Genomic DNA, 21308 nt, shown 5'->3' with positions numbered 1-21308 from the left:
CTATGTGCTGCAGTGCCTCGACTATCTCGACAACATCGACATCTACAAGGATCGCATCCGGATGTTCCACGTCAAGGATGCCGAGTTCAACCCGACCGGSMGGCAGGGCGTCTATGGCGGCTACCAGGGCTGGGTCAACCGGGCCGGGCGYTTCCGYTCGCTCGGCGACGGCCAGGTCGATTTCGGCGCGGTGTTTTCCAAGATGGCGGCCAATGATTTTTCCGGCTGGGCAGTGGTCGAATGGGAGTGCTGCCTGAAGCATCCCGAAGACGGCGCGGGCGAAGGCGCCGAGTTCGTCAAGCACCACATCATCCGGGTGACCGAAAAGGCCTTCGACGATTTTGCCGACGGCGGTACCGACGAGGCCGCCAACCGGCGCCTGCTGGGGATTTGAGGCACGGTATAGAGCCAACGGTGGCGCCTGCCCGGCGATGGCCGCAGTGCGCCCCCGGCCGTAGCCCCTCACCCTAACCCTCTCCCGCAAGCGGGGAGAGGGGACGTGCCACACGGTGCTGCCGAGCGAGAGGAAACGCCGTCGCGATCGCCCTTCTGCCAGCTGCTGGAGGAGGGGATGTGAGCTGACGCTGGCGCTGCTGTCTTGGCTGGTGGTGCGAGCGGGTGCCGCATATTCCTTCTCCCCGCCCGGCGGGGAGAAGGTGCCGGCAGGCGGATGAGGGGCAGCCGCACGACGATGACAACGAGACGATAGAGCAGGTTCAGAACAGGGAGACAAAACGATGGCAATCGAGGGAACGAGCGAGAAGCGCGAGCGGCGGATCAGGCTCGGCATGGTCGGCGGCGGTTCGGGCGCCTTCATCGGCGCGGTGCACCGCATCGCCGCCCGGCTCGACGATCACTACGAACTGGTGGCCGGCGCCCTGTCGTCGACGCCGGACAAGGCCGAAAGCTCCGGCCGCGAGCTCGGGCTTGATCCGTCGCGGGTCTATTCCGACTTCAAGCAAATGGCGATCCGCGAGGCCAAGCTGAAGGACGGCATCGAGGCGGTGGCGATCGTCACCCCCAACCATGTGCACTATGCCGCCGCCAAGGAATTCCTGAAGCGCGGTATCCATGTGATCTGCGACAAGCCGCTGACCTCGACGCTTTCGGATGCGAAGAAGCTGAAGAAGGCGGCCGACGACAGCGAGGCGCTGTTCGTGCTCACCCACAACTACACCGGCTATCCGATGGTGCGCCAGGCGCGCGCGATGGTCGAAAATGGCGACATCGGCGCTATCCGGCTGGTGCAGATGGAATAYCCGCAGGACTGGCTGACGGAGAATATCGAGCAGTCGGGCCAGAAACAGGCGGCCTGGCGCACCGATCCGGCCCGCTCCGGCGCCGGCGGCTCGACCGGCGACATCGGCACCCATGCCTATAATCTCGGCGCCTTCGTCTCCGGGCTGGAACTCGAGGAACTTGCCGCCGACCTCGACAGCTTCGTTGCCGGCCGAAAGCTCGACGACAATGCCCATGTGATGATGCGCTTCAAGAAAAAGGACGGCGAGCGCGCCAAGGGGCTGCTCTGGTGCAGCCAGGTGGCGCCCGGCCACGAGAACGGCCTGATGGTGCGGGTCTACGGCACCAAGGGTGGGCTCGAATGGACGCAGAAGGACCCGAACTATCTCTGGTACACGCCGTTCGGCGAGCCGAAGCGGCTGCTCACCCGGGCTGNTCTACGGCACCAAGGGTGGGCTCGAATGGACGCAGAAGGACCCGAACTATCTCTGGTACACGCCGTTCGGCGAGCCGAAGCGGCTGCTCACCCGGGCTGGTGCCGGCTCCGGCCCGGCCGCCGCTCGCGTCAGCCGCATTCCTTCTGGCCACCCCGAAGGCTATCTCGAAGGGTTTGCCAATATCTACACCGAAGCGGCCCGGGCGATCTTCGCCAAACGAAAGGGCGAGGCGATCGATGCCGCCGTCACCTATCCGACAATCGACGACGGTATGAAGGGCATGGCCTTCGTCGATGCCTGCGTGCAGTCGTCAAAACGAAACGGCGCATGGGTAAAGGTGTAGTCGGAAAGCATGCCGGGGGGCAGGGCGAGGGGTGCCTCGCCCTTTTTCGCGAGTTGACTTTTGCCGGTGTCGCTTTAGGCCCGCCCGCAACAAGAATGAAAATACACAAGGTGAGCGGCCGCCCGCCGGATGCGGGCCGCTGCAAAGGACGAGACAGGCTGATGATCGAAGCAAAAACCCTTGCCCAACGTTTCCCGGGCGATTTCGTGTTCGGAGTGGCGACGGCCTCCTTCCAGATCGAGGGAGCCACCAAGATGGACGGGCGCAAGCCATCGATCTGGGATGCCTTCTCCAACATGCCGGGCCGGGTCTTCGGCCGGCACAATGGCGATATCGCCTGCGATCACTACAACAGGCTCGACGATGATCTCGATCTGATCAAGAGCCTCGGCGTCGAGGCCTACCGGTTCTCGATCGCCTGGCCGCGCATCATTCCCGAAGGCACCGGCCCGATCAACGAGAAGGGCCTCGACTTCTACGACCGTCTCGTTGACGGCCTGAAGGCGCGTAACATCAAGGCCTTCGCCACGCTTTATCACTGGGACCTGCCGCTGGCGCTGATGGGCGACGGCGGCTGGACGGCGCGCACCACGGCCTACGCCTTCCAGCGTTATGCCAAGACTGTCATCGCTCGGCTCGGCGACCGGCTCGACGCGATCGCGACCTTCAACGAGCCCTGGTGCTCGGTGTGGCTCAGCCATCTCTACGGCATTCACGCGCCGGGCGAGCGCAACATGGACGCGGCGCTGCACGCGCTGCATTTCACCAACCTGGCACATGGCCTCGGCGTCGACGCCATCCGCTCGGAGCGGCCGAACCTGCCAGCCGGCATCGTTATCAACGCTCATTCGGTCTATCCCGGCAGCGACGCTGCTGCCGACAAGGCGGCCGCTGAGCGCGCCTTCGATTTCCACAACGGCGTCTTCTTCGGTCCGATCTTCAAGGGCGAGTATCCCGAAAGCTTCATGAGCGCGCTCGGCCATCGCATGCCCGATATCGAAGACGGCGACATGGAAACGATTTCGCGGCCGCTCGATTGGTGGGGCCTTAACTACTACACGCCAATGCGCGTCAGTGATGATGCTGCCGCCGGTGCCGAATATCCCGCGACGATCAACGCCAAGCCGGTCAGCGACGTGAAGACGGATATCGGCTGGGAGGTCTATGCGCCGGCGCTCGGCCAACTGGTGGAGACGCTTAACGCCCGCTACGACCTGCCCGATTGCTACATCACCGAGAATGGCGCCTGCTACAACATGGGCGTCGAAAATGGTGCGGTCGACGACCAGCCGCGGCTCGACTACATCGCCGAGCACCTGTCGGTGACGGCAGACCTGATTTCCAAGGGCTACCCCATGCGCGGCTACTTCGCCTGGAGCCTGATGGACAATTTCGAGTGGGCCGAAGGCTACAAGATGCGCTTCGGCATCGTGCATGTGGACTATGAGACGCAAGTGCGCACGATCAAGAAGAGCGGCCACTGGTACAAGTCATTGGCCGAAGAGTTTCCCGCGGGCAACCACATCTGATGGCTGGTGCCTTGCGCGCCCGTTGAGGCGTGCAGAGCTCAGGTTGATGGCAAACCACTGCGATAGCCTGGTTGACGGGCGAAACATGCTGTTCTCCTCATCCTCGCCCTTGTAGCGGGGATCCAGCGGCCCGACGTCTGTCGGGCCAACAGATCTTTCAACCCAAGGACTTGGGCTGGCTGGATTCCTGTGACAGGCACAGGAATGAGGGCGCTTTGGGAGTCAACAAGACACGTGAATGTCGAACAGGTCATATGGATGACTTTGTCATCAGTCTTGCGCGCCCATTGAGGCGCGCAAGACGTCCTGTCAATCGAAGCGCCCTGGGGCCGCTTTGCGCACCGGCAGCACCTCGAGGCTGCCGCGGTCGAGCTGGGCCAGGACTTCCTTGAAACCGAAACGCGGCTTCCATCCGAGCGCGCCGATGGCGGCACTCGGATCGTAGATACGGTCGATCGATGCCGGCAGCGACCAGCCGCGCTCGGCAAAGGCCTGAGCAAATTTGCTCGCCCGCTCCCGCAGAACCGAGGCTGCATCGCTTGCCAGATGACGGCAATCGGTCGGCAGGAAGGCCGGCTCGCCTGAAATGACGAACCGCTGAAAGGCAGGCCCGTCATTGTCGAGCGCCGCCACATGCGCGTCCGCCACATCGCGGACGTCGATGCCGCGGTGCAGCCGATACGCCGCCATGCGGTCGGCCTGCTCCGGAAAACATCTGGACATACGCAGGACACGGATATGCAGCGCCCGGTCGGCGGCGTTTTCCAACAAAGCCTCGGCGGCAAGCTTGGTGTGATGGTAGATCGTGTGCGGTTGCGGTGGCGTTTCCTCGGTGATCCAGGTGCAGGCACCCTCTTTCACCGCATGGCCGTACAGTGCCGTCGTGCTGGTGAAGACGATACGGCGGACGCCGGTGGCTTGAGCCGCGGCAATGACGAGATGGGTGCCCATCACATTGACGCGCTCGAATTCCGCGTCCGGGATCGTATCGACGTGTGGCGCATGCAGAGCAGCCGCATGGATGACGGCATCGGCCCCCTGCATGGCGCGTTCCAGGAGGACACCGTCGACAAAGTCACCTGTGATCTCCGTCGTCGCAAAAGGCGCGCGGTCGATGCCGATCACGTCGTGATCGGGCGTCAGGGCATTGTAGATCGCCCGGCCGATGCGCCCCGAACTTCCGGTCAAAACGATGCGCATCCGCTCTCCTGCCTTTCGACTCAGTCTTGTTGTGTTTCGTATCAGAGAACTGTGCTCAGTAAACTGTGAAGTCCGCCACAATCTCTGCATAGCCGTTGAAGCAACAACGCGCTGCGCAGTGCCATCATTCCGGTGCGTATTGCGAAGCTGTCCGTCTCAACCCCTTGATCCGCCAACGCCCCTTGTTCTATGCGTTAGCGACAGCGAATAGGCGTGCGGGGCGCCTGGGGGACTATCGATCATGGAAATCTTCACCTCTGCCGGGCTGCTGGCGCTTCTGCAGGTCATCGTCATCGACCTGGTTCTGGCCGGCGACAATGCCGTCGTCATCGGCCTTGCAGCCGCCGGTCTGCCGACCGAGCAGCGCCGCAAGGCGATCCTGGTCGGCATTCTTGCCGCCACGGTCCTTCGCATCGCGCTTGCCAGCGTCACGGTACAGCTTCTCGATATCATCGGGCTGCTGCTGGCCGGTGGCCTTCTGCTTCTCTGGGTCTGCTGGAAGATGTGGCGCGAGATCCGCGCCGGCGGGGCCGAAGATTTTGAGGGCGAGGGGGCCAATTCGGCGCCGCGAAAGACCTTCCTTCAGGCAGCCATCCAGATCGTCATTGCCGACGTCTCGATGTCGCTCGACAACGTGTTGGCGGTCGCCGGCGCTGCGCGCGAGCATCCGACGATCCTCGTCTTCGGCCTCATCCTTTCGATCGCGCTGATGGGCATTGCCGCCAGCTTCATCGCCCGGCTGCTCAACCGCTATCACTGGATCGCCTATGTCGGTCTCGCCATCATCCTCTATGTGGCACTCAACATGATCTATCGCGGCTCACTCGAAGTCTGGCCGCATCTGGCGCCGGTCGCTCACGCCATCGGCGTTTGACCGTCATCGGCAGATCGTGCGCATCGGCCCGCTTATCGGGCCGGTGCGCAGCAGGCTTCTTTCAGCGCCATTTGCGAAAGAGCGGTTTTTTCCGCAAACGTGAAGCAACCCGGAAAATCATACCTGTAAAAGCCGGGATCTATTGTCCATAAGGGCCGTAGATTATGTCGCATGTTCTTCCTGCGGCAACGACGTTGAACTCACCGGTTGGCTAATGCTAGAGAAGTGCTCCCTGTTCCGAATGCGTTGTCGAATGTCGGCCTGACAAGACGCGCCTTCCATCCCGCGCCCCGAGTCCGGGATTTTGAGTTTCGAGCATCCGAGAGCACCTATGTACCCGTCCATAACGATAACGCCTCTTTCGGGGGTATCCGAACGATGAGCGTTTCCGCCTATAAAGCACCGGCGCCCGGCGATGCCGCCGTCATCTTCGACGGCGTTTCCAAGCATTTCGCAGCGTCCGGCAAGAGCGGCGGCTTTACCGCGCTCGACAACGTCTCCCTTTCGGTCGGCCGCGGCTCGATCACCGGTATCATCGGCCGCTCCGGCGCCGGCAAGTCGACGCTGATCCGCCTGGTCAACGGGCTGGAGAAGCCGACGGGCGGCAAGGTGCTCGTCGACGGCGTCGATGTCGGCGCGCTCGACGAGGCGGGTCTTCGCACGTTGCGCCGCTCGGTCGGTATGATCTTCCAGCATTTCAATCTGCTGTCGTCGCGTACCGTGTTCGGCAATGTGGCGCTGCCGCTCGAAATCGCCGGCATGGACAAGGGAGCCATCGAAAAGCGCGTGCGCCCGCTGCTCGACCTTGTCGGGCTTGCCGACAAGCATGGCCGTTACCCCTCCGAGCTTTCCGGCGGCCAGAAGCAGCGGATCGGCATCGCCCGGGCGCTTGCGACCGAGCCGAAGCTGCTTTTGTCGGACGAAGCGACATCGGCGCTCGATCCCGAGACGACGCAATCGATCCTGGAACTGCTGAAGCGCATCAATGCCGATCTCGGCCTGACCGTGCTGCTCATCACCCACGAGATGGAAGTGGTGAAGGCGGTCACCTCCGATGTCGCCGTCATCGATCACGGCCGCATTGTCGAACGCGGCCACACCTTCGATGTCTTCACCCATCCGAAGCACGAGACGACACGGGCGATGCTCTCCGGCCTGCCGGGCTCGAAGCTGCCCGACGCAGTGTCCCGCGCGCTGAAGCCGCAGGCTGCCGTCGGCGACCGCGCCGTCGTGCGCCTGACCTTCTTTGGCGCGGCGGCAGAACGGCCGCTGATTTCGCAGCTGATCAAGTCGGTCGGCGCCGAGGTCAACATCATCGCCGGAACGATCGACGAGATCGGCGGCCGGCCCTACGGCTCGCTGGTCGTCGCCTATGGCGCGGATGCGGAAACCGCAGGCCGTGCCGAACGCTTCTTCACTGAAAACGGTCTGGTCACGGAGGTGCTCGGCTATGTCGCCTGATATCCTGTTAAAGATCTGGGGTGCCACGCTCGACACGCTCTACATGGTCGCGGCCGCCGGCCTGATCGGCTCACTGATCGGCTTGCCGATCGGCATATTCCTGGCGACCAGCGGCAAGGGCGAACTCTTTCCGGCACCGACGATCAACCGCATCGTCGGGCTGATCGTCAATGCGGCGCGCTCGACCCCGTTCATCATCCTGGTCGTTGCCATCATTCCCTTCACCCGGCTTCTCACCGGAACGTCGATCGGCACCAAGGCGGCGATCGTGCCGCTGACGATCGCGACCATTCCCTTCGTTGCACGTCTGGTGGAGGCGGCGATCCGCGAGATTGACAAGGGACTGATCGAGGCGGCCCGTGCCATGGGTGCCACGCCGATGCAGATCGTCTTCAAGGTTCTGCTCGCGGAGGCCCGCCCGGCGCTGACGATGGCGCTGACCATGACAGCCGTCAGCCTCATTGGTTACTCCGCCATGGTCGGCGCGGTCGGCGGCGGCGGGCTCGGCGATCTCGGCATCCGCTACGGTTACCAGCGCTTCATGCCCGACGTGATGCTCGTCGTCGTCATCGTGCTCATCGTGCTGGTGCAGCTGGTGCAGAGTGCCGGCGACGGACTGGCACGCCACTTCGACAGGCGTAGCCGCAAGAACTGATTTCCCAGGACATTCAAATCACCAACAAGGAGATACCCATGAAGAAGCTCATCATTGCTGCGGCAATCGCAGCCCTTACGGCCGGTACCGCACTGGCCGAAACCATCAAGGTTGGCGTGACGCCGGGCGAGCACGCCCAGATCATGGAGAAGGTGAAGGAAGTCGCGGCGCCCAAGGGCCTCGACATCGAGATCCTCGAATTCTCCGATTACGTCGTTCCGAACCAGGCGCTTGCCGACGGCGACCTCAACGCAAATTCGTTCCAGCACCAGCCTTACCTCGACAACCAGATCGCCGATCGCGGTTTCGATATCGTCAGCGTCGGCACCACCATCACCACGCCGATGGGCGTCTATTCGAGCAAGGTGAAGAGCCTCGACGAGCTGAAGGATGGCGCGACGATCGGCATCCCGAACGATCCGACCAATGGTGGCCGCGCGCTGCTCGTGCTCGCGTCCAAGGGTCTCATCAAGGTCAAGCCGGAAGTCGGCCTGAAGGTGACCCCATCCGACATCACAGAAAACCCGAAGAACATCACATTTGCCGAACTGGATGCGGCCCAGCTTCCGCGCTCGCTCGCCGATGTCGACGCAGCAGTGATCAACACCAACTACGCGCTCGAGGCCGACCTGCATCCGAAGGAAGACGCCATCGCCATCGAAGGCGAGAAGTCGCCCTACGCCAACGTCATTGCCGTGCGCACCGCCGACAAGGACGCGCCCTGGGTGAAGACGCTCGTCGAAGCCTACCACGACGAAAAGGTGAAGACCTTCATCAACGAGACCTTCAAGGGCGCGCTGATCCCGAGCTGGTAATTTCCAGCCCGTAGAAACCCGATATCGAACCGCGCGCCGTACCCCGGCGCGCGGTTTTCTTTTGAATGCTGGCTGCGGCGCGCTATCTCCTCTGCAATCACAGGAGGAGGCCGGCATGAAGGGTGGATGTCACTGCGGCGCCATACGGTATGAGGCGAAGCGGTCGCCGTCCTATTCCGGCTTTTGCCATTGTCGCGATTGCCAGCGGATCACCGGTACCGGGCATTGCTGCTACATGATTTTCGATCGTTCGGATGTGATTGCGACGGGGTCTTGTCGCGGCTACCAGACCATTGCTGCGAATGGCAACATTTCCATCCGCCATTTCTGCGAGACCTGCGGCAGCCAGGTTTTTGGAAGTGGCCTGCCGGATGATGGTCGACTGACGGTCTATGCCGGCACGCTTGACGATCTCTCCGAGTTCACGCCAACGGATGCGATCTTCACGCGCAGCCGGCCCAAATGGGATCGGGCGGCGATGGCCCTGCAGGAATGCGAGGCGCTGCCGGGCTAGAGGCGAGACAGCAAGATTTGCCCCTCGCTCTAACCCTCTCGCCGCATGCGGGGAGAGGGTACGTGGCCCGGGTGCAGGGTTGCCGGCGGTTCCGTTACGGAAAATACTGACTTGATGTGAATGGGCGGTTCTTTGGGATACGGATGGCGCGGCATCTCCCTTCGCCCCGCTTGCGGGGAGAAGGTGCCGGCAGGCGGATGCGGCGCGACTTCTTCGACAGCCGCTTCAGCTTCCGAGATGTTTCTCGCCGCGCTTTTTGGCAAGCGTGATCTGGCGTTGCCGCTGGCGGTAACGCTCGCGGTCCTCGTCGGTGCGGACTTCGTGGCAATGGATGCAGGACACGCCTTCCTCGTGGTGCGGGGAGGCGAGGTCGGCCGGGGTCAGCGGCTGGCGGCAGGCGTGGCAGAGCGTGTGCTCGCCCTCTTCAAGCCCGTGCGTGACCGACACGCGGTCGTCGAAGACGAAGCAGGCGCCTTCCCAGAGGCTTTCCTCCTGCGGCACCTCTTCGAGATACTTCAGGATGCCGCCCTTGAGGTGGAAGACCTCGTCGAAGCCCTGCTCCTTCATGAAGGCGGTCGCCTTCTCGCAGCGGATGCCGCCGGTGCAATACATGGCGATCTTCGGCTTGTTGTGCAGGCCGGCATTGTTGCGCACCCAGTCTGGAAACTCGCGGAAGGTCTTGGTCTGCGGATCGACCGCGCCCTTGAATATGCCGATCGCGGTCTCGTAGTCGTTGCGCGTGTCGATGACGATCGTTTCGGGATCGGAGATCAGCGCGTTCCAATCCTTGGGATCGACATAGGTGCCGACGATCTTGTTGGGGTCGATGTTGTTGACGCCCATGGTGACGATTTCCTTTTTCAGCCGCACCTTCATGCGCAGGAACGGCATCGAGGAAGCACGGCTTTCCTTGTGCTCCAGGCCCGAAAATTCCGGCTGCGAGCGCAGATAGGAAAGCACCGCCGTGATGCCGGCGTCGGTGCCGGCGATCGTGCCGTTGATGCCCTCATGGGCGAGAAGCAGGGTTCCCTTGACGCCATTCTCGTCGCAAACGGTCTGCAGCGGTTCGCGGAATTCGGCGAAACGCGGGAAGGCGACGAAATGATAGAGCGCTGCGACCATGAACTGGCCATGCGTCTCGGGGCGCGGGGTCGTTGAAATGTCGGTCATGGGGCGTGCAAATACAGCTTTCGCGCCGCAAGTGCAATCCGGACCTCCCCTCCAGGGGCCATCTGTCGCGGCCGGCGGCTAGCGACTGGCCTCCAGCCAAAGGAGCCGGATGGTCCGGCTCTCGACATCCGGCGCATCGAGAAAGACGTTGGCTGCGCGATCCAGCGCCTCTAAGCGCAGGCTTTCCTGGCGAGCGATGACAGCGGAGATCAGATGAGCCTGATCCTGGCTGTCGCCGGCAAGGCCTGGATCCTCGTTGACGAGCGAGGTCATGACGTCGAGGTCGTTGAGGTGGCCGAGAATTTCGACCAGCGCTTTGGCATCCAGGCGTTTTGCCTGCATCGCCGAGGGCCAGGCCTCACGCATCAAGGCAAGGTGCATGCGATAATCCTGCGCGCGCTTGCGCAACTCGTGGAAGGCGGCGGCCTCGGTGCTTGCCTGGCAGGCCTCAACGGCGCGGGCAGCGCGCTTCAACGTGCGCCGCCAGCCCTTCGCCAGCCGGTCGGCCGTCTTGCGGCGACGGTCGTCGAAGGAGACATGGGCAAGCGCCGCCATGGCCTGTTCGCAATTGACGATGGTGGCTGCGATCCTGTCCTCGATATCGGTTTGGCCGGCGGCAATCCGGTCGCGTCGCTCGGCCAGTCGCGAGCAGACGCGGTCGAGCGCCTTCTCCTCGTCGTCGCTACGGGCGCCCTCATGCAGATAGCGGGCATTTTCGACGAGCGCGGCGGCGTCCCTGACAGCCGAGAGATTGCGCGCCATGTTGCGAATGCGGGCATTCTCCTGTTTTTGAAACAGCGGCGCGTCGGAGGCGATGAGCCGATAGAGTGCACGCAGGCGCTTGAAACACTTGCGGGCGTCGTGGATTGCCTCGTGCACGCCATCAGGGCGCAGCCGCAGGACCTCGATCGCCTGCTCGAATTGTTCGGCGCCGACATTTTTGAAATCGTCGGTGAAGGCCCCGCCTGGGCGGAAGGCGTAGCTCATGCTTGTTCTTCCACAGGCCCGTTGGTGGCGAGCGCCTGGTTGGAATAGCGCCGGTCCCCGGTGATCTCCGGTCCCAGCCAGTCGGGAAGTGCGGGCAGATCGGTCTCCCGCTTCATCTCGACCTCGGCGACGACGAGCCCCTCAAGTGCGCCTTCGTAGACGTCGACCTCCCACACAAAGCCCTTGTGCGGCACCCGGTAGCGCCGTTTCTCGATAACGACGCCCACTGCCTGGGTCAGCATTTCGCTGGCGTCGTCCATCGGCAGATCATATTCGTATTCATTGCGGACCAGCGCCGACTTGCCGATCTTGATTGTCAGCCGCGCCCATTTGTTGCCGTGGATCCGCACGCGCACGGACCGGTCGTCCATAGTGACGACATAGGCCTGCCGGAGCTGGGTGCCCTTGTCGGCACGCTCCCGCCAACCGTCGGAGGCCACCAGGAACTTGCGCTCTATCTCCTTCGCCATGGGTATCCCGCATTTCGAGAGGGTCGATGTCATCAAACTATCGTTTTACGGGCAAGGCTCAAGCATCTCTTTGTTGTCGAAGTTATTTTCTTTTTTGCTTATGTATGAATGGTGAACCGGCTTGGTGTTCGGCCTCGACAAGCGGCAGCAGGCGGAGTATGCGGAACGCATATTCAATCGTTTTAAAAGGACGATCTGCATGAGTGCGAAAACCGACAAGCTTCTTTCCATCCTCAAACTGCAGCCGGTCGTCCCGGTTCTGGTGATCGACGATGTGGCGACCGCCGTGCCGCTGGCGCGGGCGCTCGTCGCCGGTGGACTGAAAGCGATCGAGATCACCTTGCGCACGCCCGCGGCGCTCGAAGCGATCCGCGCCGTTGCCAACGAGGTCGAGGGTGCGGTTGCCGGTGCCGGCACCATCCTCAATGCCGCCCAGTTCGAGGCGGCGATCGAAGCCGGTTCGCAGTTCATCGTCAGCCCGGGCACGACGCAGGAGCTGATCGACGTTGCCAACGACCACGACGCCCCGTTGCTCCCGGGTGCTGCGACCGCCAGCGAAGTCATGGGCCTGCGCGAAGAAGGCTACGACGTCATGAAGTTCTTCCCGGCGGAACAGGCCGGTGGCGCTGCCTATCTCAAGTCGCTGTCGTCGCCGCTTGCCGGCACCTTCTTCTGCCCGACCGGCGGCATCTCGCTTTCGAACGCCCGCGACTACCTGTCGCTGCCGAACGTCATCTGCGTCGGCGGCTCGTGGGTGGCGCCGAAGGATCTGGTGACGAAGGGCGACTGGGCCGGCATCACCAAGCTTGCGGCCGAGGCCTTTGCGCTCAAGGGCTGAGGCTCGCCCGATCGCTTGAGAATTTCGAGGCCGGGCGTCAGTCCGGCCTTTTTCGTGTGCCCGGCCATTTTCGTGCGCAACGCGAGTTTGTATTTCCAGTGCAACGTTCCTATGTCTCAATCGGTTTGATGGAGCGGGTGCAGGCGGCGCCCTGTTCCGCATGGTTTTTAATCCGCCTGGAACCGACAAGGAGCGAAACCCCATGTTCGACGCGAAGAAATTGCTGGACCAGTTTCTCGGATCGCAGGTGCCGGGAGCGGGTGGCTCGGTGCGCGACCGCGCCGGCCAGGTTACGCAACTCGCCAAGGACAATCCGCTGGCAACCGGTGCCATCGCCGCCGTTCTGCTCGGCACCAAGTCGGGCCGGCAGCTGACCGGCAATGCGGCCGTGCTCGGAGGGCTCGCAGCCATCGCCGGCCTCGGCTATCAGGCCTACAAGAACTATCAGTCCGGCAACGCGCCGGTCACCGATCCCACCGCCCAGAAGCAGCCTGAACTCTTGCCGCCGCCGACCGATTCCGGATTTGCCGCCGAGCCGGAAAAGATCAGCCACGACTTCGCGCTTATTCTCGTGCGCGCCATGATCGCCGCCTCGCGCGCCGACGGCCATATCGACGAGGTCGAGCGCCGCCACATCATGGATAAGCTTTCGGTGTCCGGTCTGTCGGCCGATGCGTCGGCGTTCCTCGAGGGCGAGCTGGCCAATCCGGTCGATATCGACGCCATCGTCAACGCTGCGAAGACCGAGGAAGAGCGCGTCGAGGTTTATACCGCGTCGCGCCTGACGATCGAGCCGGAAAGCCGCGCCGAGCGGGGCTATCTCGATCTGCTCGCCGGTCGCCTCGGCCTTCCCGATGCGCTGGTCGATCATATCGAAGCGACCGTGTCGTCGGCCAAGGTCCCGGCCTGATCATTTCGCTCATGGATTGATCACCAGTTTGAATTTGTGTCGGCCGCTTCTCTGCCCTATGCCGAAGTCGATAGCGCCGCGCGTCTTACCAGACGCGCAAAGGTCGCTATAGCACTTTGAATTGCTGCAGCCGGAGAGGTGGCCGATGCGTGATCTGAGCAACTGGAAGGGATGCCCGGCACCGAAGCCGGTGGCGATCGAGGGTCGCTATGTCCGGCTTGAACCCTATGACCGTGCGATGCACAGGCAGGACCTCTGGGATGGGCTCGGCGGTATGGGCATCAATCCGCTGCTCAAGTATTTCGCGCAGGCCGATTTCCGCGGCATCGACGATTTCGACACCTGGCTGACCACTGCCCAGGAAAAGGGCGGCTGGGTCACGGAAGTGTTCCGCGACAAGGCGAGCGGCAAGGTCGTCGGTATGGCGAACTACATGCGCGCCGATCCTGCCAATGGCGTCGTCGAGGTCGGGTCCGTTGCGCATGGTGCGGCGATGGCCCGTTCGCCGCTGTCGACCGAGGTGCATTACCTCATGGCCAAGCATGTCTTCGAGGATCTCGGCTATCGCCGCTACGAGTGGAAGTGCAACAGCGAGAATGAGCCAAGCCGGACGACGGCACTCCGCCTCGGCTTCAGTTTTGAAGGCATTTTCCGCCAGCATATGATATCCAAGGGCGGCAACCGCGACACGGCCTGGTTCTCGATGATCGACAGCGAATGGCCGCTGCTCAATGCCGCATTCGAAAACTGGCTGTCGCCTGATAATTTCGATGCCGATGGTCGTCAGAAGCGGCGGCTGGAAGATATTCGCGCGGACCTCGCGCCAAAGGAGTGAGCGTGAACGCGCCCGAGAAGACGAGAGAAAACCAAGCCCCTAAGGAAAAGTCGCCGGCGATCGCCGCGGCCGTCATTCTGGCCGTCGTCGGCGTCGGCTTCTTCGTGCTACCGTCGATCATGCTGAGGCTTGGCGATATCTCGGTGTGGCTCGCCGGCGCCTTTGGCGTCGTCTTCGTTCTCGGCTTCTTCCTGATCTTCTGGCTGCGCGCGCGGCATCAGCGCAAGCGCGGGCTGTGATGGTAAGGTCTAGGGGCCGACGTGCAGGGAGTTGCCTCGGAAGACCCGTCCACAGCGTGCCTGGTTCCTCAATAGCGTTTTTTCTTTCGCACACGCGTGAAGCCGATTTGATCGGGCGTTAGCTCTGGGTCGTCTTCAAGACGGTAGCCGAATGAGTACCACGCGTCAGAGACATTCCGCGCGCCGGATGGCGGCACCCAATAGTGATCGACAACCCAGAACGAGTAGCCGCCTCCAACGTCGGTCGCCGCAATCCCGTGCGTTTCGGAAAGCCAGAGCCTGAAAGCGGTGGCTTCACCGGACCAGATGTATTTGATTGCCCAGCCGGCCCGTGCGAGGTTGGCGGCGATTTCCTCGAACTCAAGCGTGTCGAAATTCATCTACCGTGTCCGTGTGGCGGCTCCACGCACGACGTACGTTGACCTCCCCCGGGGTGGGGGAAAGGGGCGGGCTTGCGGAAGCGGCGCACGTCCTGGCGAACACATAGCTGCCTTATCCTTGCAGCGCGGCGCCCAGCAAGACCAGTCCCAAGATAATCACGAGCAGGGCGCCTGCGATCTCGATGCCGTTCGAGACGCGGGCGGCCGATGCGGCGCTTGACGCGTAGCGCACGGCGAAACCCTTTGCCGTGACGGCCAGCGTCGCCAGGATCGATACCGTGATGGCGGTGCCGATCGACATGGCGAAGACCGACAGGATGCCGCCGAGATAAAGGCCGTTGAGTAAGGCGAAGGACAGCACGATCAGTGCGCCCGAGCACGGACGCAGACCGACGGCGACGATCGCCGACCAGGCCTCGCTGATGGCGAAGCGATCGCCCTTGAGCATCGACGGATCCGGCGCATGCGCATGGCCGCAGGTGGAGCAGACTTCGCCGGCGCCATGGTCGTGGTGATGATGCGTGTGGTCATGGCGATGGTGGGCATGGTCGTGATGATCGTGTTCGTGCTCGACGTGAACATGCCCGCCGCCGGCCGTTGCCATGAGAGCCGTCGGACGCATCATCGAGCGCAGTTTGCGAAACAAGAGCCAGCCGCCGAAGGCTGCGATCAGGGCGTAGCTGGCAATTTCCAGAGAGCGCGTCGCGTCAGTCATGCTGATCGAGGATCCGCGCAAAAGAAGATAAACCGCGCCGACAAGCAGGATGGCGACGACCCCCTGCAGGATCGACGACATGAAGGAGAGCAGCACGCCGCGCTTCAGCTCAGTCTCGTTGGCGATCATGTAGGAGGAGATGACCGCCTTGCCATGGCCGGGGCCGGCGGCATGGAAGACGCCATAGGCAAAGGAAAGGCCAATCAGCGACCAGAGCTGCCAGGGGTTTTCGCGCATGCCCTTCAGCGAGCCTGTCAGCGTGCGGTAGAAGCCCTGCTGCTCTGCATTCACCCAGGCAAAGAAGCCGCCGAGAAAGCCGGTGGTCTGAAACGACGGTTCGGCAGTGCCGATGCCGAGCGGCGATTGCGCCGCGGCAAGGCCGGCCGACAGAGCGGTCAACACGAGCGTCGCGGCAATCAGGCGGCCGATCCTGCGGGTGTTCAGCATGTGATCTCTATCCTGGTTGCAAAGAGCTTCGACATGTCGGTGCCGGTCGGGTCGCTCCAGAAAGCATCGGTCAGCGTGTCCTTGTTCTCGGCAAGGACTTCGTCAGGATCAGGGCGGACGACCTTGTGTTCGCAGGCGGCGATCTTGTCGCCGACCACGGTCAGGTCGTCATCGGTCGGGAAATCCATGGCCGTGTACATGGTCGGGTCGTAGACGCCGAAGGAGAGCTTGCCCTTGAGCGGCATCGGCTCGGCCGGCTTGACCGCGAAGATCATCAGCAACTGGCCGTCCTTGTAGTCGACGGTGATGTGCTCAGGTTTGCTGACCTTGATGGATTTGCCGTTTTCCAGGGCCGTCGTGTAGTAGTTGTACTCCGACAGTGACTCCAGCACGGTCTGGCCGACTTCCGCCAGTTCGTCCGGGTCGAGCGTGGCGTTCGAGTTCTTGTCGAAGTCGAGAACGACACTTGCGGAAAATAGCTCGTCGAAACGCCAGACATTTCTCAGCTCGCTCACCTCACCCTTGTCGTCGGAGGCCACTTCCAGGCGGGCCTCGGCGAAGATGTGCGGATGGGCAAAGGCCAAAGTCGGCGCAAGCAGGATGGCAAGGCCGGCCACGACGAGGCGCTTAATTCTCATGAAACGGCAATCCTTTCAGTCAGGGCGCAGCAGTGCCTTCGAATCGTTCCCGCAATGTACTGGAAATGGGACGGATTTGGGACCTTGCCGCGTCAATGCGGCTTGCGGAACCAGGCGTGCAGGTAGTCGACGAGGGTGCGCACTTTGGCCGGCAGGTAGCGGCGGTGCGGATAGATCGCATAGATGCCGCGGTCCCTGGGCAGGAAATCGTCAAAGAGCGTGACGAGTTCGCCGGTGGCAACCTTGGGCCGTGCGATGAAATCGGGAACCAGCGCCACACCGATGCCGGAGACGGCAGCGCGCACCGAGGCAAGCGGACTGTTGACCTCGATCGGGCCACTGACGGGAACGGTGAAGGAGGAACCGTCAGGCTCGATGAAGCGCCAGTTGGAATAGGACTTTCCATTGGTGTCGAGAATGCAGGGGATCTTCGAAAGGTCGGTCGGATGTGCGATCGGCCCGACCTTCTCCACGAAGTCCGGAGCGGCACAGATCAGGACCTGGAAGTCGTCGAGCTTGCGCGCGATCAGCGTCGAATCCTCAAGTCGGGTGATACGGATGGCGACATCGAAGCCCTCTTCGACGAGGTCGACGAAGCGGTCGTCCGAAACGATCTCCAGCGACAGTTCCGGATGCTGCTTGCCGAAATCGACCAGCGACTGGCCGATCTCGGCGTCGACGAAAGTGCGGGGCGCGGTGATGCGCAGCCGGCCCTTGAGGTCGGAATTGTTGGCGCGCACGAGATCGGCGAGATTGTCGATTTCCTTCAGGATTTCCGACGCGGTGCGATAATAGGTGTGGCCGGCTTCCGTCATCGAGAATTGACGTGTCGTGCGGTTAAGCAGAAGCGCGCCGAGTTCGTCCTCAAGCTCGCGCACATATTTCGACAAGAGCGCCTTCGACCTGCCGACGCGGCGGGCGGCGGCCGAAAACCCTTCGGCGTCCACGACATCGATGAAGGCGCGGATGCGGGTGAGCGTGTCCATGGCCGGTGTTTCCTTCGTCTTTCCTGGTCGCGGGAGCCTTGATTCGCCGCGAATGCTTCTTTCACGTTTCTCTGTTCGGCGGCTGTCTTTGTGGCCGGTTCGGTCCGCTCTTCGAATTTTGACGACCGGATAGGCGAGGTCTTAAAATAAATCCAGTTCTTTCAAGCGTTTGTGGCGGTCACTGCGTCGCTGTCGATTGTTCAGTAAACGTGAACACTGACAGTGTTGCCGGTCTCGAAAAAAATTCAACAGCGGCCGCGAAAAAACTCTTGATTACGACAAGGTTTTTTCTTACCTACGCCCTTGCCCAAAGTCGCACGTGCCTGTGGGTGTCCGCCGACCCTCGATTAGGTGAGGGTATCGGTAAGGTACCTGGAACTAACCCCTCCAGTCGCTATTCCGGCCAACCGGGAAATGCGAGGACATCTTGAAGCAACGACGGTGCGGGCCTTTCTGGTGTCTGCCGGCTCTCCAACAGCCGGGGTTACTGAAGAGGCACACCTTCATTGCCGGAAGTGCGGTTGGGTTATCCCCTCCAATCCATGGCAGACAAAGCCGAATTGAAGCCTAGGCGGGCTTTGATTCACCGTTCGCGCATCGAGCGCATGCTTGGTTCCGGGGTCTCCACCGGCTGGTTCCAGAGCATTCGCGCGTATGCCCTTTGTCCTCCGCGAAAGCGGAGCATTTTGGATCAGGGGAATAAGGCCATGACCACGGCACGCATCATCGACTTCATCAACACCCGACGACCCGACGGCCCTTGCCTCGTTGTCGACCTCGACGTCGTGCGCAACAATTTCAAGGCCTTCCGCCACGCGATGCCGGACAGCTCGATCTATTACGCCGTCAAGGCAAACCCGGCGCCGGAAATCCTGCGCCTGCTCGCCGGCATGGGCTCCTCCTTCGATTGCGCGTCCGTCGCTGAAATCGAAATGGCGCTCGACGCCGGTGCGACCGCCCAGCGCATTTCCTATGGCAACACCATCAAGAAGGAGCGCGACATTGCCCGCGCGCACGCTCTCGGTGTGTCGCTCTTTGCCGTCGACAGCCATGAGGAAGTCGAGAAGGTTGCACGTGCCGCCCCTGGTGCCCGCGTGTTCTGCCGCGTCCTGACCGATGGCGAAGGCGCCGAATGGCCGCTGTCGCGCAAGTTCGGCTGCGTCCCGCAGATGGCTGTCGACGTGCTCGTCTACGCCCATCAGCATGGCCTCGTTTCCTACGGCGTCTCGTTCCATGTCGGTTCGCAGATGACGAAGCTCGACGCCTGGGATTCGGCTCTTGCCGATGCCAAGCGCGTCTTTGTGCAGCTGGCCAAGCAGGGCATCGAGCTCAAGATGGTCAACATGGGCGGTGGCTTCCCGACGAAGTACCTCAAGGACGTGCCGACCGCTGAAGCCTACGGCCAGGCGATCTTCGGCGCGCTGAAGAAGCACTTCGGCAACCACATCCCGGAAACGATCATCGAGCCGGGTCGCGGCATGGTCGGCAACGCCGGCGTGATCAAGGCGGAAGTCGTTCTCGTTTCGAAGAAGTCTGATAACGACAGCCACCGCTGGGTGTTCCTCGACATCGGCAAGTTCGGCGGTCTCGCCGAAACCATGGACGAGGCGATCCGCTACCCGATCCGCACGGCCCGTGACGGCGACGAAATGGAGCCCTGCGTGCTTGCCGGCCCGACCTGCGATTCGGCCGACGTGCTGTACGAGAAGAACATGTATCCGCTGCCGATCACGCTCTCGATCGGCGACGAGGTTCTGATCGAAGGCACCGGCGCCTACACCACGACCTACTCGGCCGTCGCCTTCAACGGCTTCGAGCCCTTGAAGTCCTACGTGATCTGATCCGGTTTGCTCCCGTCCTCGGGCGGGAGCGCCATTTCACAATTTCCTTAGATGCCGCCTGAAGCGGTTTTGATGACGGGAGGCCCGGATGGCCGCTGTTGTTGATGCCCTGCGCGCGTTTTTCGCGCCGTCCACATTCGTTATCGATAACGAAAACCCGGGTGACGTCGTTGCCCGCGAAAACCTGCTCGATCGGGCGATGGGGCCGGAGCGGCGTCGCAAGTCGTCGGAAAAGCTGCGCAGCGGCCGCGTGCCTGCCGAAGGCCTCGCCTTCGTCGCCCGCGATCTCGATGGTCACGTGATCGGCACCGTTCGCCTGTGGAATGTCGAGGCCGGCGTCAGCCGCGAAGGCCACAGCATTCCAGCCCTGCTGCTCGGTCCGCTGGCAGTCGATCCCGCCCATGAAGGCAAGGGCATCGGCGGCATGCTGATGCGTGCAGCGATCGAAGAGGCCAAGAACCGCGGTCACGGCGCGATCCTGCTGGTCGGGGATGCCGCCTATTACGAGCGTTTCGGCTTCTTCGCCGCGCGCACGCAGCATTTGGTCATGCCCGGTCCGTTCGAGCGCAACCGTTTCCTGGCGCTTGAGCTTCGGGATGCCTGGCTCGAGGGCGCTGCCGGCCTCATCGTCGCCAATGGCCGCAAGTTGGCGCTGCCGCCGGTCAGGCGCGCGGCCTGATCTCTTTCCGTCTCCAACCCTGCGGGGGCGGATTTTTCGCTGCTCCCCCATCCGCCTCATGCGAGGGGTGGGGGAGCAGGTCATAAAAACCCGAGATCACGCCTCCGTGGCAGACGGTCGCGCGTCGTAGCAGACGAAGGCAAGCTTGTTGCCATCGGGATCGCGCACATAGGCGGCGTAGAAGCCGTCTCCGTATTGCGGGCGAAAGCCCGGTTCGCCCTCGACACTGCCGCCCTGTTCCATCGCCGTTGCAAACAGCCGGTCGATGATCGCAGCGCTTGGCACGAGGAACGCGGTCATGGCGCCATTGCCGATGCCGGCGGGATTTCCGTCGAAGGGATAGCCGGTGAAGAAACGCGGCGCGCGGTCATCATCCTTGCGTCCCCAGGACGCCACCTGCTCGTCGCACCAGCAGCGCTCCTGACCGATCAACGCCATCAGCGGATCGTAGAACCGTTCGGCGCGTTTGAGATCGGTCGTTCCGACCATCGTATATCCGATCATGTCTTCTCCCTTGTCTTGGCTGGCATCGCTCATACCTGGCTAAGGAAGGACCGTCCGCGCGGCGACAGCCGATAGCCGACCGTCAGGCTTTCCGTCAGCCCTAGTTCCTTCAGTTTGCGGATGCGTGGCTTGAGCTTGAGTTTATCCATGCCGACCTGTTCAGCGATCTCGGCGGCGGTAATCCCGTCGCGCGAAGCAATCAGGCGGAGTGTCGCTTCGGCCCAGATCTGACCGGCGGCCTCGTCAAAGCGGGCGAGCCTGGCGGCAATCTTGGCCCAGTCGGATTTCGCAAGCGTCGCGTCATCGCGCAAGGACAGACGCGGATCGTCGCCCGCGCGGTGGAAGGCGATGCGGTAAAGCGTGCCATCGGGCCTGCCGTCGAGTTCGGCGAGCAATGCCTCACGCGTCGGGAACCCGGCGCGACGTGCGTCCTCTATGCTGATGTCTTCGGCCTCGGTGGTCTCGATCGCGTCGATCGACAATATGCCGGCCGCTGTGCGCAGGCTGCCGCCGGCCTTGACTGTTGGCCTGGTCCAGCGCCGAAAGGCCAGTGTCACGTCGCCCTTGGCGATCTGGTAGAGAATGGCCTTGCGGAACAGCAT

At 62.6% G+C, this 21308-nt stretch carries 24 protein-coding genes and 1 pseudogene; 15 read left to right on the top strand and 10 right to left on the bottom strand.

Annotated elements, in window-relative coordinates; translation table 11 throughout:
* The 4 genes and pseudogenes from ASD00_RS41755 to ASD00_RS16525 all read left to right on the top strand — a co-directional run.
* The coding region (locus ASD00_RS41755) for a sugar phosphate isomerase/epimerase (RefSeq protein ID WP_244496069.1) at positions 1 to 394 on the top strand (394 nt) is incomplete at its 5' end.
* Between the two features lie 343 nt (positions 395 to 737).
* Positions 738 to 1674: pseudogene (locus tag ASD00_RS38845) on the top strand (Gfo/Idh/MocA family oxidoreductase); the annotation flags it as partial.
* A gap of 1 nt (position 1675) precedes the next feature.
* Positions 1676 to 2019 (top strand): Gfo/Idh/MocA family oxidoreductase (locus ASD00_RS41750; protein WP_348272069.1); only part of this gene is annotated, 344 nt, incomplete at its 5' end.
* A gap of 161 nt (positions 2020 to 2180) precedes the next feature.
* The gene (locus tag ASD00_RS16525; protein ID WP_038576503.1) at positions 2181 to 3548 is read left to right on the top strand and encodes a GH1 family beta-glucosidase; all 1368 of its coding nucleotides are present in this window, start codon (positions 2181 to 2183) and stop codon (positions 3546 to 3548) included.
* A gap of 309 nt (positions 3549 to 3857) precedes the next feature.
* On the opposite strand, the gene ASD00_RS16520 is transcribed toward ASD00_RS16525, so the two are convergent.
* Positions 3858 to 4748: an NAD(P)-dependent oxidoreductase gene (locus tag ASD00_RS16520; RefSeq protein ID WP_025424901.1), complete on the bottom strand. Its 891-nt coding sequence runs from the start codon at positions 4746 to 4748 to the stop codon at positions 3858 to 3860.
* A gap of 241 nt (positions 4749 to 4989) precedes the next feature.
* Between ASD00_RS16520 and ASD00_RS16515 the strand changes: the two genes are divergently transcribed.
* The 5 genes from ASD00_RS16515 (at position 4990) to ASD00_RS16495 (ending at position 9067) form a co-directional block, all read left to right on the top strand.
* Positions 4990 to 5622: a TerC family protein gene (locus tag ASD00_RS16515; protein ID WP_025424900.1), complete on the top strand. Its 633-nt coding sequence runs from the start codon at positions 4990 to 4992 to the stop codon at positions 5620 to 5622.
* A 378-nt stretch (positions 5623 to 6000) separates the two neighbouring features.
* Positions 6001 to 7083 carry a methionine ABC transporter ATP-binding protein gene (locus ASD00_RS16510; protein ID WP_025424899.1) on the top strand — a complete coding sequence of 361 codons (1083 nt, stop codon included), beginning with the start codon at positions 6001 to 6003 and terminating at the stop codon, positions 7081 to 7083.
* Positions 7073 to 7738 (top strand): methionine ABC transporter permease, encoded by a 666-nt coding sequence (locus ASD00_RS16505; protein WP_025424898.1) that lies wholly within the window; start codon positions 7073 to 7075, stop codon positions 7736 to 7738. Before ASD00_RS16510 ends, ASD00_RS16505 begins: the two co-directional genes overlap by 11 nt.
* A gap of 38 nt (positions 7739 to 7776) precedes the next feature.
* Complete coding sequence (locus ASD00_RS16500; protein WP_025424897.1) at positions 7777 to 8553, top strand: MetQ/NlpA family ABC transporter substrate-binding protein; 777 nt, start codon at positions 7777 to 7779, stop codon at positions 8551 to 8553.
* Between the two features lie 115 nt (positions 8554 to 8668).
* The gene (locus tag ASD00_RS16495; RefSeq protein ID WP_025424896.1) at positions 8669 to 9067 is read left to right on the top strand and encodes a GFA family protein; all 399 of its coding nucleotides are present in this window, start codon (positions 8669 to 8671) and stop codon (positions 9065 to 9067) included.
* Positions 9068 to 9292: 225 nt separating this feature from the next.
* Here ASD00_RS16495 and ASD00_RS16490 read toward each other — a convergent pair whose 3' ends face one another.
* The 3 genes from ASD00_RS16490 to ASD00_RS16480 all read right to left on the bottom strand — a co-directional run bounded on the left by ASD00_RS16490 (position 9293) and on the right by ASD00_RS16480 (position 11694).
* Positions 9293 to 10237 (bottom strand): rhodanese-related sulfurtransferase, encoded by a 945-nt coding sequence (locus ASD00_RS16490; protein ID WP_025424895.1) that lies wholly within the window; start codon positions 10235 to 10237, stop codon positions 9293 to 9295.
* A 78-nt stretch (positions 10238 to 10315) separates the two neighbouring features.
* Positions 10316 to 11224 (bottom strand): CHAD domain-containing protein, encoded by a 909-nt coding sequence (locus ASD00_RS16485; RefSeq protein ID WP_025424894.1) that lies wholly within the window; start codon positions 11222 to 11224, stop codon positions 10316 to 10318.
* Positions 11221 to 11694, bottom strand: coding sequence for a CYTH domain-containing protein (locus ASD00_RS16480; protein WP_025424893.1), 474 nt, complete (start codon positions 11692 to 11694; stop codon positions 11221 to 11223). The genes ASD00_RS16485 and ASD00_RS16480 overlap by 4 nt, the downstream gene beginning before the upstream one ends.
* 199 nt (positions 11695 to 11893) lie before the next feature.
* Here ASD00_RS16480 and ASD00_RS16475 point away from each other — a divergent pair, with 199 nt between their 5' ends.
* The 4 genes from ASD00_RS16475 (at position 11894) to ASD00_RS16460 (ending at position 14516) form a co-directional block, all read left to right on the top strand.
* Positions 11894 to 12532: a 2-dehydro-3-deoxy-phosphogluconate aldolase gene (locus ASD00_RS16475; protein WP_025424892.1), complete on the top strand. Its 639-nt coding sequence runs from the start codon at positions 11894 to 11896 to the stop codon at positions 12530 to 12532.
* Positions 12533 to 12734: 202 nt separating this feature from the next.
* Positions 12735 to 13442: a tellurite resistance TerB family protein gene (locus ASD00_RS16470; RefSeq protein WP_025424891.1), complete on the top strand. Its 708-nt coding sequence runs from the start codon at positions 12735 to 12737 to the stop codon at positions 13440 to 13442.
* A gap of 145 nt (positions 13443 to 13587) precedes the next feature.
* Positions 13588 to 14277, top strand: a complete 690-nt coding sequence (locus ASD00_RS16465; RefSeq protein WP_038575716.1) for a GNAT family protein — start codon at positions 13588 to 13590, stop codon at positions 14275 to 14277.
* A gap of 2 nt (positions 14278 to 14279) precedes the next feature.
* A complete protein-coding gene (locus ASD00_RS16460) occupies positions 14280 to 14516 on the top strand; it encodes a hypothetical protein (RefSeq protein ID WP_057207582.1) in 237 nt (78 codons plus the stop codon).
* 68 nt (positions 14517 to 14584) lie between these two features.
* Here the strand turns inward: ASD00_RS16460 and ASD00_RS16455 are convergent, their stop codons facing one another.
* The 4 genes from ASD00_RS16455 to ASD00_RS16440 all read right to left on the bottom strand — a co-directional run bounded on the left by ASD00_RS16455 (position 14585) and on the right by ASD00_RS16440 (position 17682).
* Positions 14585 to 14896, bottom strand: coding sequence for a hypothetical protein (locus ASD00_RS16455; RefSeq protein ID WP_057207581.1), 312 nt, complete (start codon positions 14894 to 14896; stop codon positions 14585 to 14587).
* Between the two features lie 112 nt (positions 14897 to 15008).
* Entirely contained in the window at positions 15009 to 16058 is a 1050-nt protein-coding gene (locus ASD00_RS16450; RefSeq protein ID WP_025424888.1) for a nickel/cobalt transporter, read from the bottom strand.
* Positions 16052 to 16696, bottom strand: a complete 645-nt coding sequence (locus tag ASD00_RS16445) for a DUF1007 family protein (RefSeq protein ID WP_025424887.1) — start codon at positions 16694 to 16696, stop codon at positions 16052 to 16054. Before ASD00_RS16445 ends, ASD00_RS16450 begins: the two co-directional genes overlap by 7 nt.
* Positions 16697 to 16788: 92 nt before the next feature.
* Positions 16789 to 17682: a LysR family transcriptional regulator gene (locus tag ASD00_RS16440; RefSeq protein ID WP_025424886.1), complete on the bottom strand. Its 894-nt coding sequence runs from the start codon at positions 17680 to 17682 to the stop codon at positions 16789 to 16791.
* A 707-nt stretch (positions 17683 to 18389) separates the two neighbouring features.
* On the opposite strand from ASD00_RS16440, the gene odc2 reads away from it, so the two are divergent.
* Together odc2 and ASD00_RS16430 are read left to right on the top strand one after the other, a co-directional pair.
* Positions 18390 to 19523, top strand: coding sequence for an ornithine/lysine decarboxylase (odc2, locus tag ASD00_RS16435; protein ID WP_025424885.1), 1134 nt, complete (start codon positions 18390 to 18392; stop codon positions 19521 to 19523).
* An 88-nt stretch (positions 19524 to 19611) separates the two neighbouring features.
* The gene (locus tag ASD00_RS16430; RefSeq protein WP_025424884.1) at positions 19612 to 20202 is read left to right on the top strand and encodes an N-acetyltransferase; all 591 of its coding nucleotides are present in this window, start codon (positions 19612 to 19614) and stop codon (positions 20200 to 20202) included.
* A 96-nt stretch (positions 20203 to 20298) separates the two neighbouring features.
* Here ASD00_RS16430 and ASD00_RS16425 read toward each other — a convergent pair whose 3' ends face one another.
* Positions 20299 to 20706, bottom strand: a complete 408-nt coding sequence (locus tag ASD00_RS16425) for a VOC family protein (RefSeq protein ID WP_025424883.1) — start codon at positions 20704 to 20706, stop codon at positions 20299 to 20301.
* 29 nt (positions 20707 to 20735) lie between these two features.
* Complete coding sequence (locus ASD00_RS16420; RefSeq protein ID WP_025424882.1) at positions 20736 to 21308, bottom strand: hypothetical protein; 573 nt, start codon at positions 21306 to 21308, stop codon at positions 20736 to 20738.

Origin of the sequence: Ensifer sp. Root31 (assembly GCF_001424825.1) — a bacterium.
GTDB classification, from domain to species: domain Bacteria; phylum Pseudomonadota; class Alphaproteobacteria; order Rhizobiales; family Rhizobiaceae; genus Ensifer; species Ensifer canadensis.
This window is presented reverse-complemented; position numbering and strand designations above follow the sequence as displayed.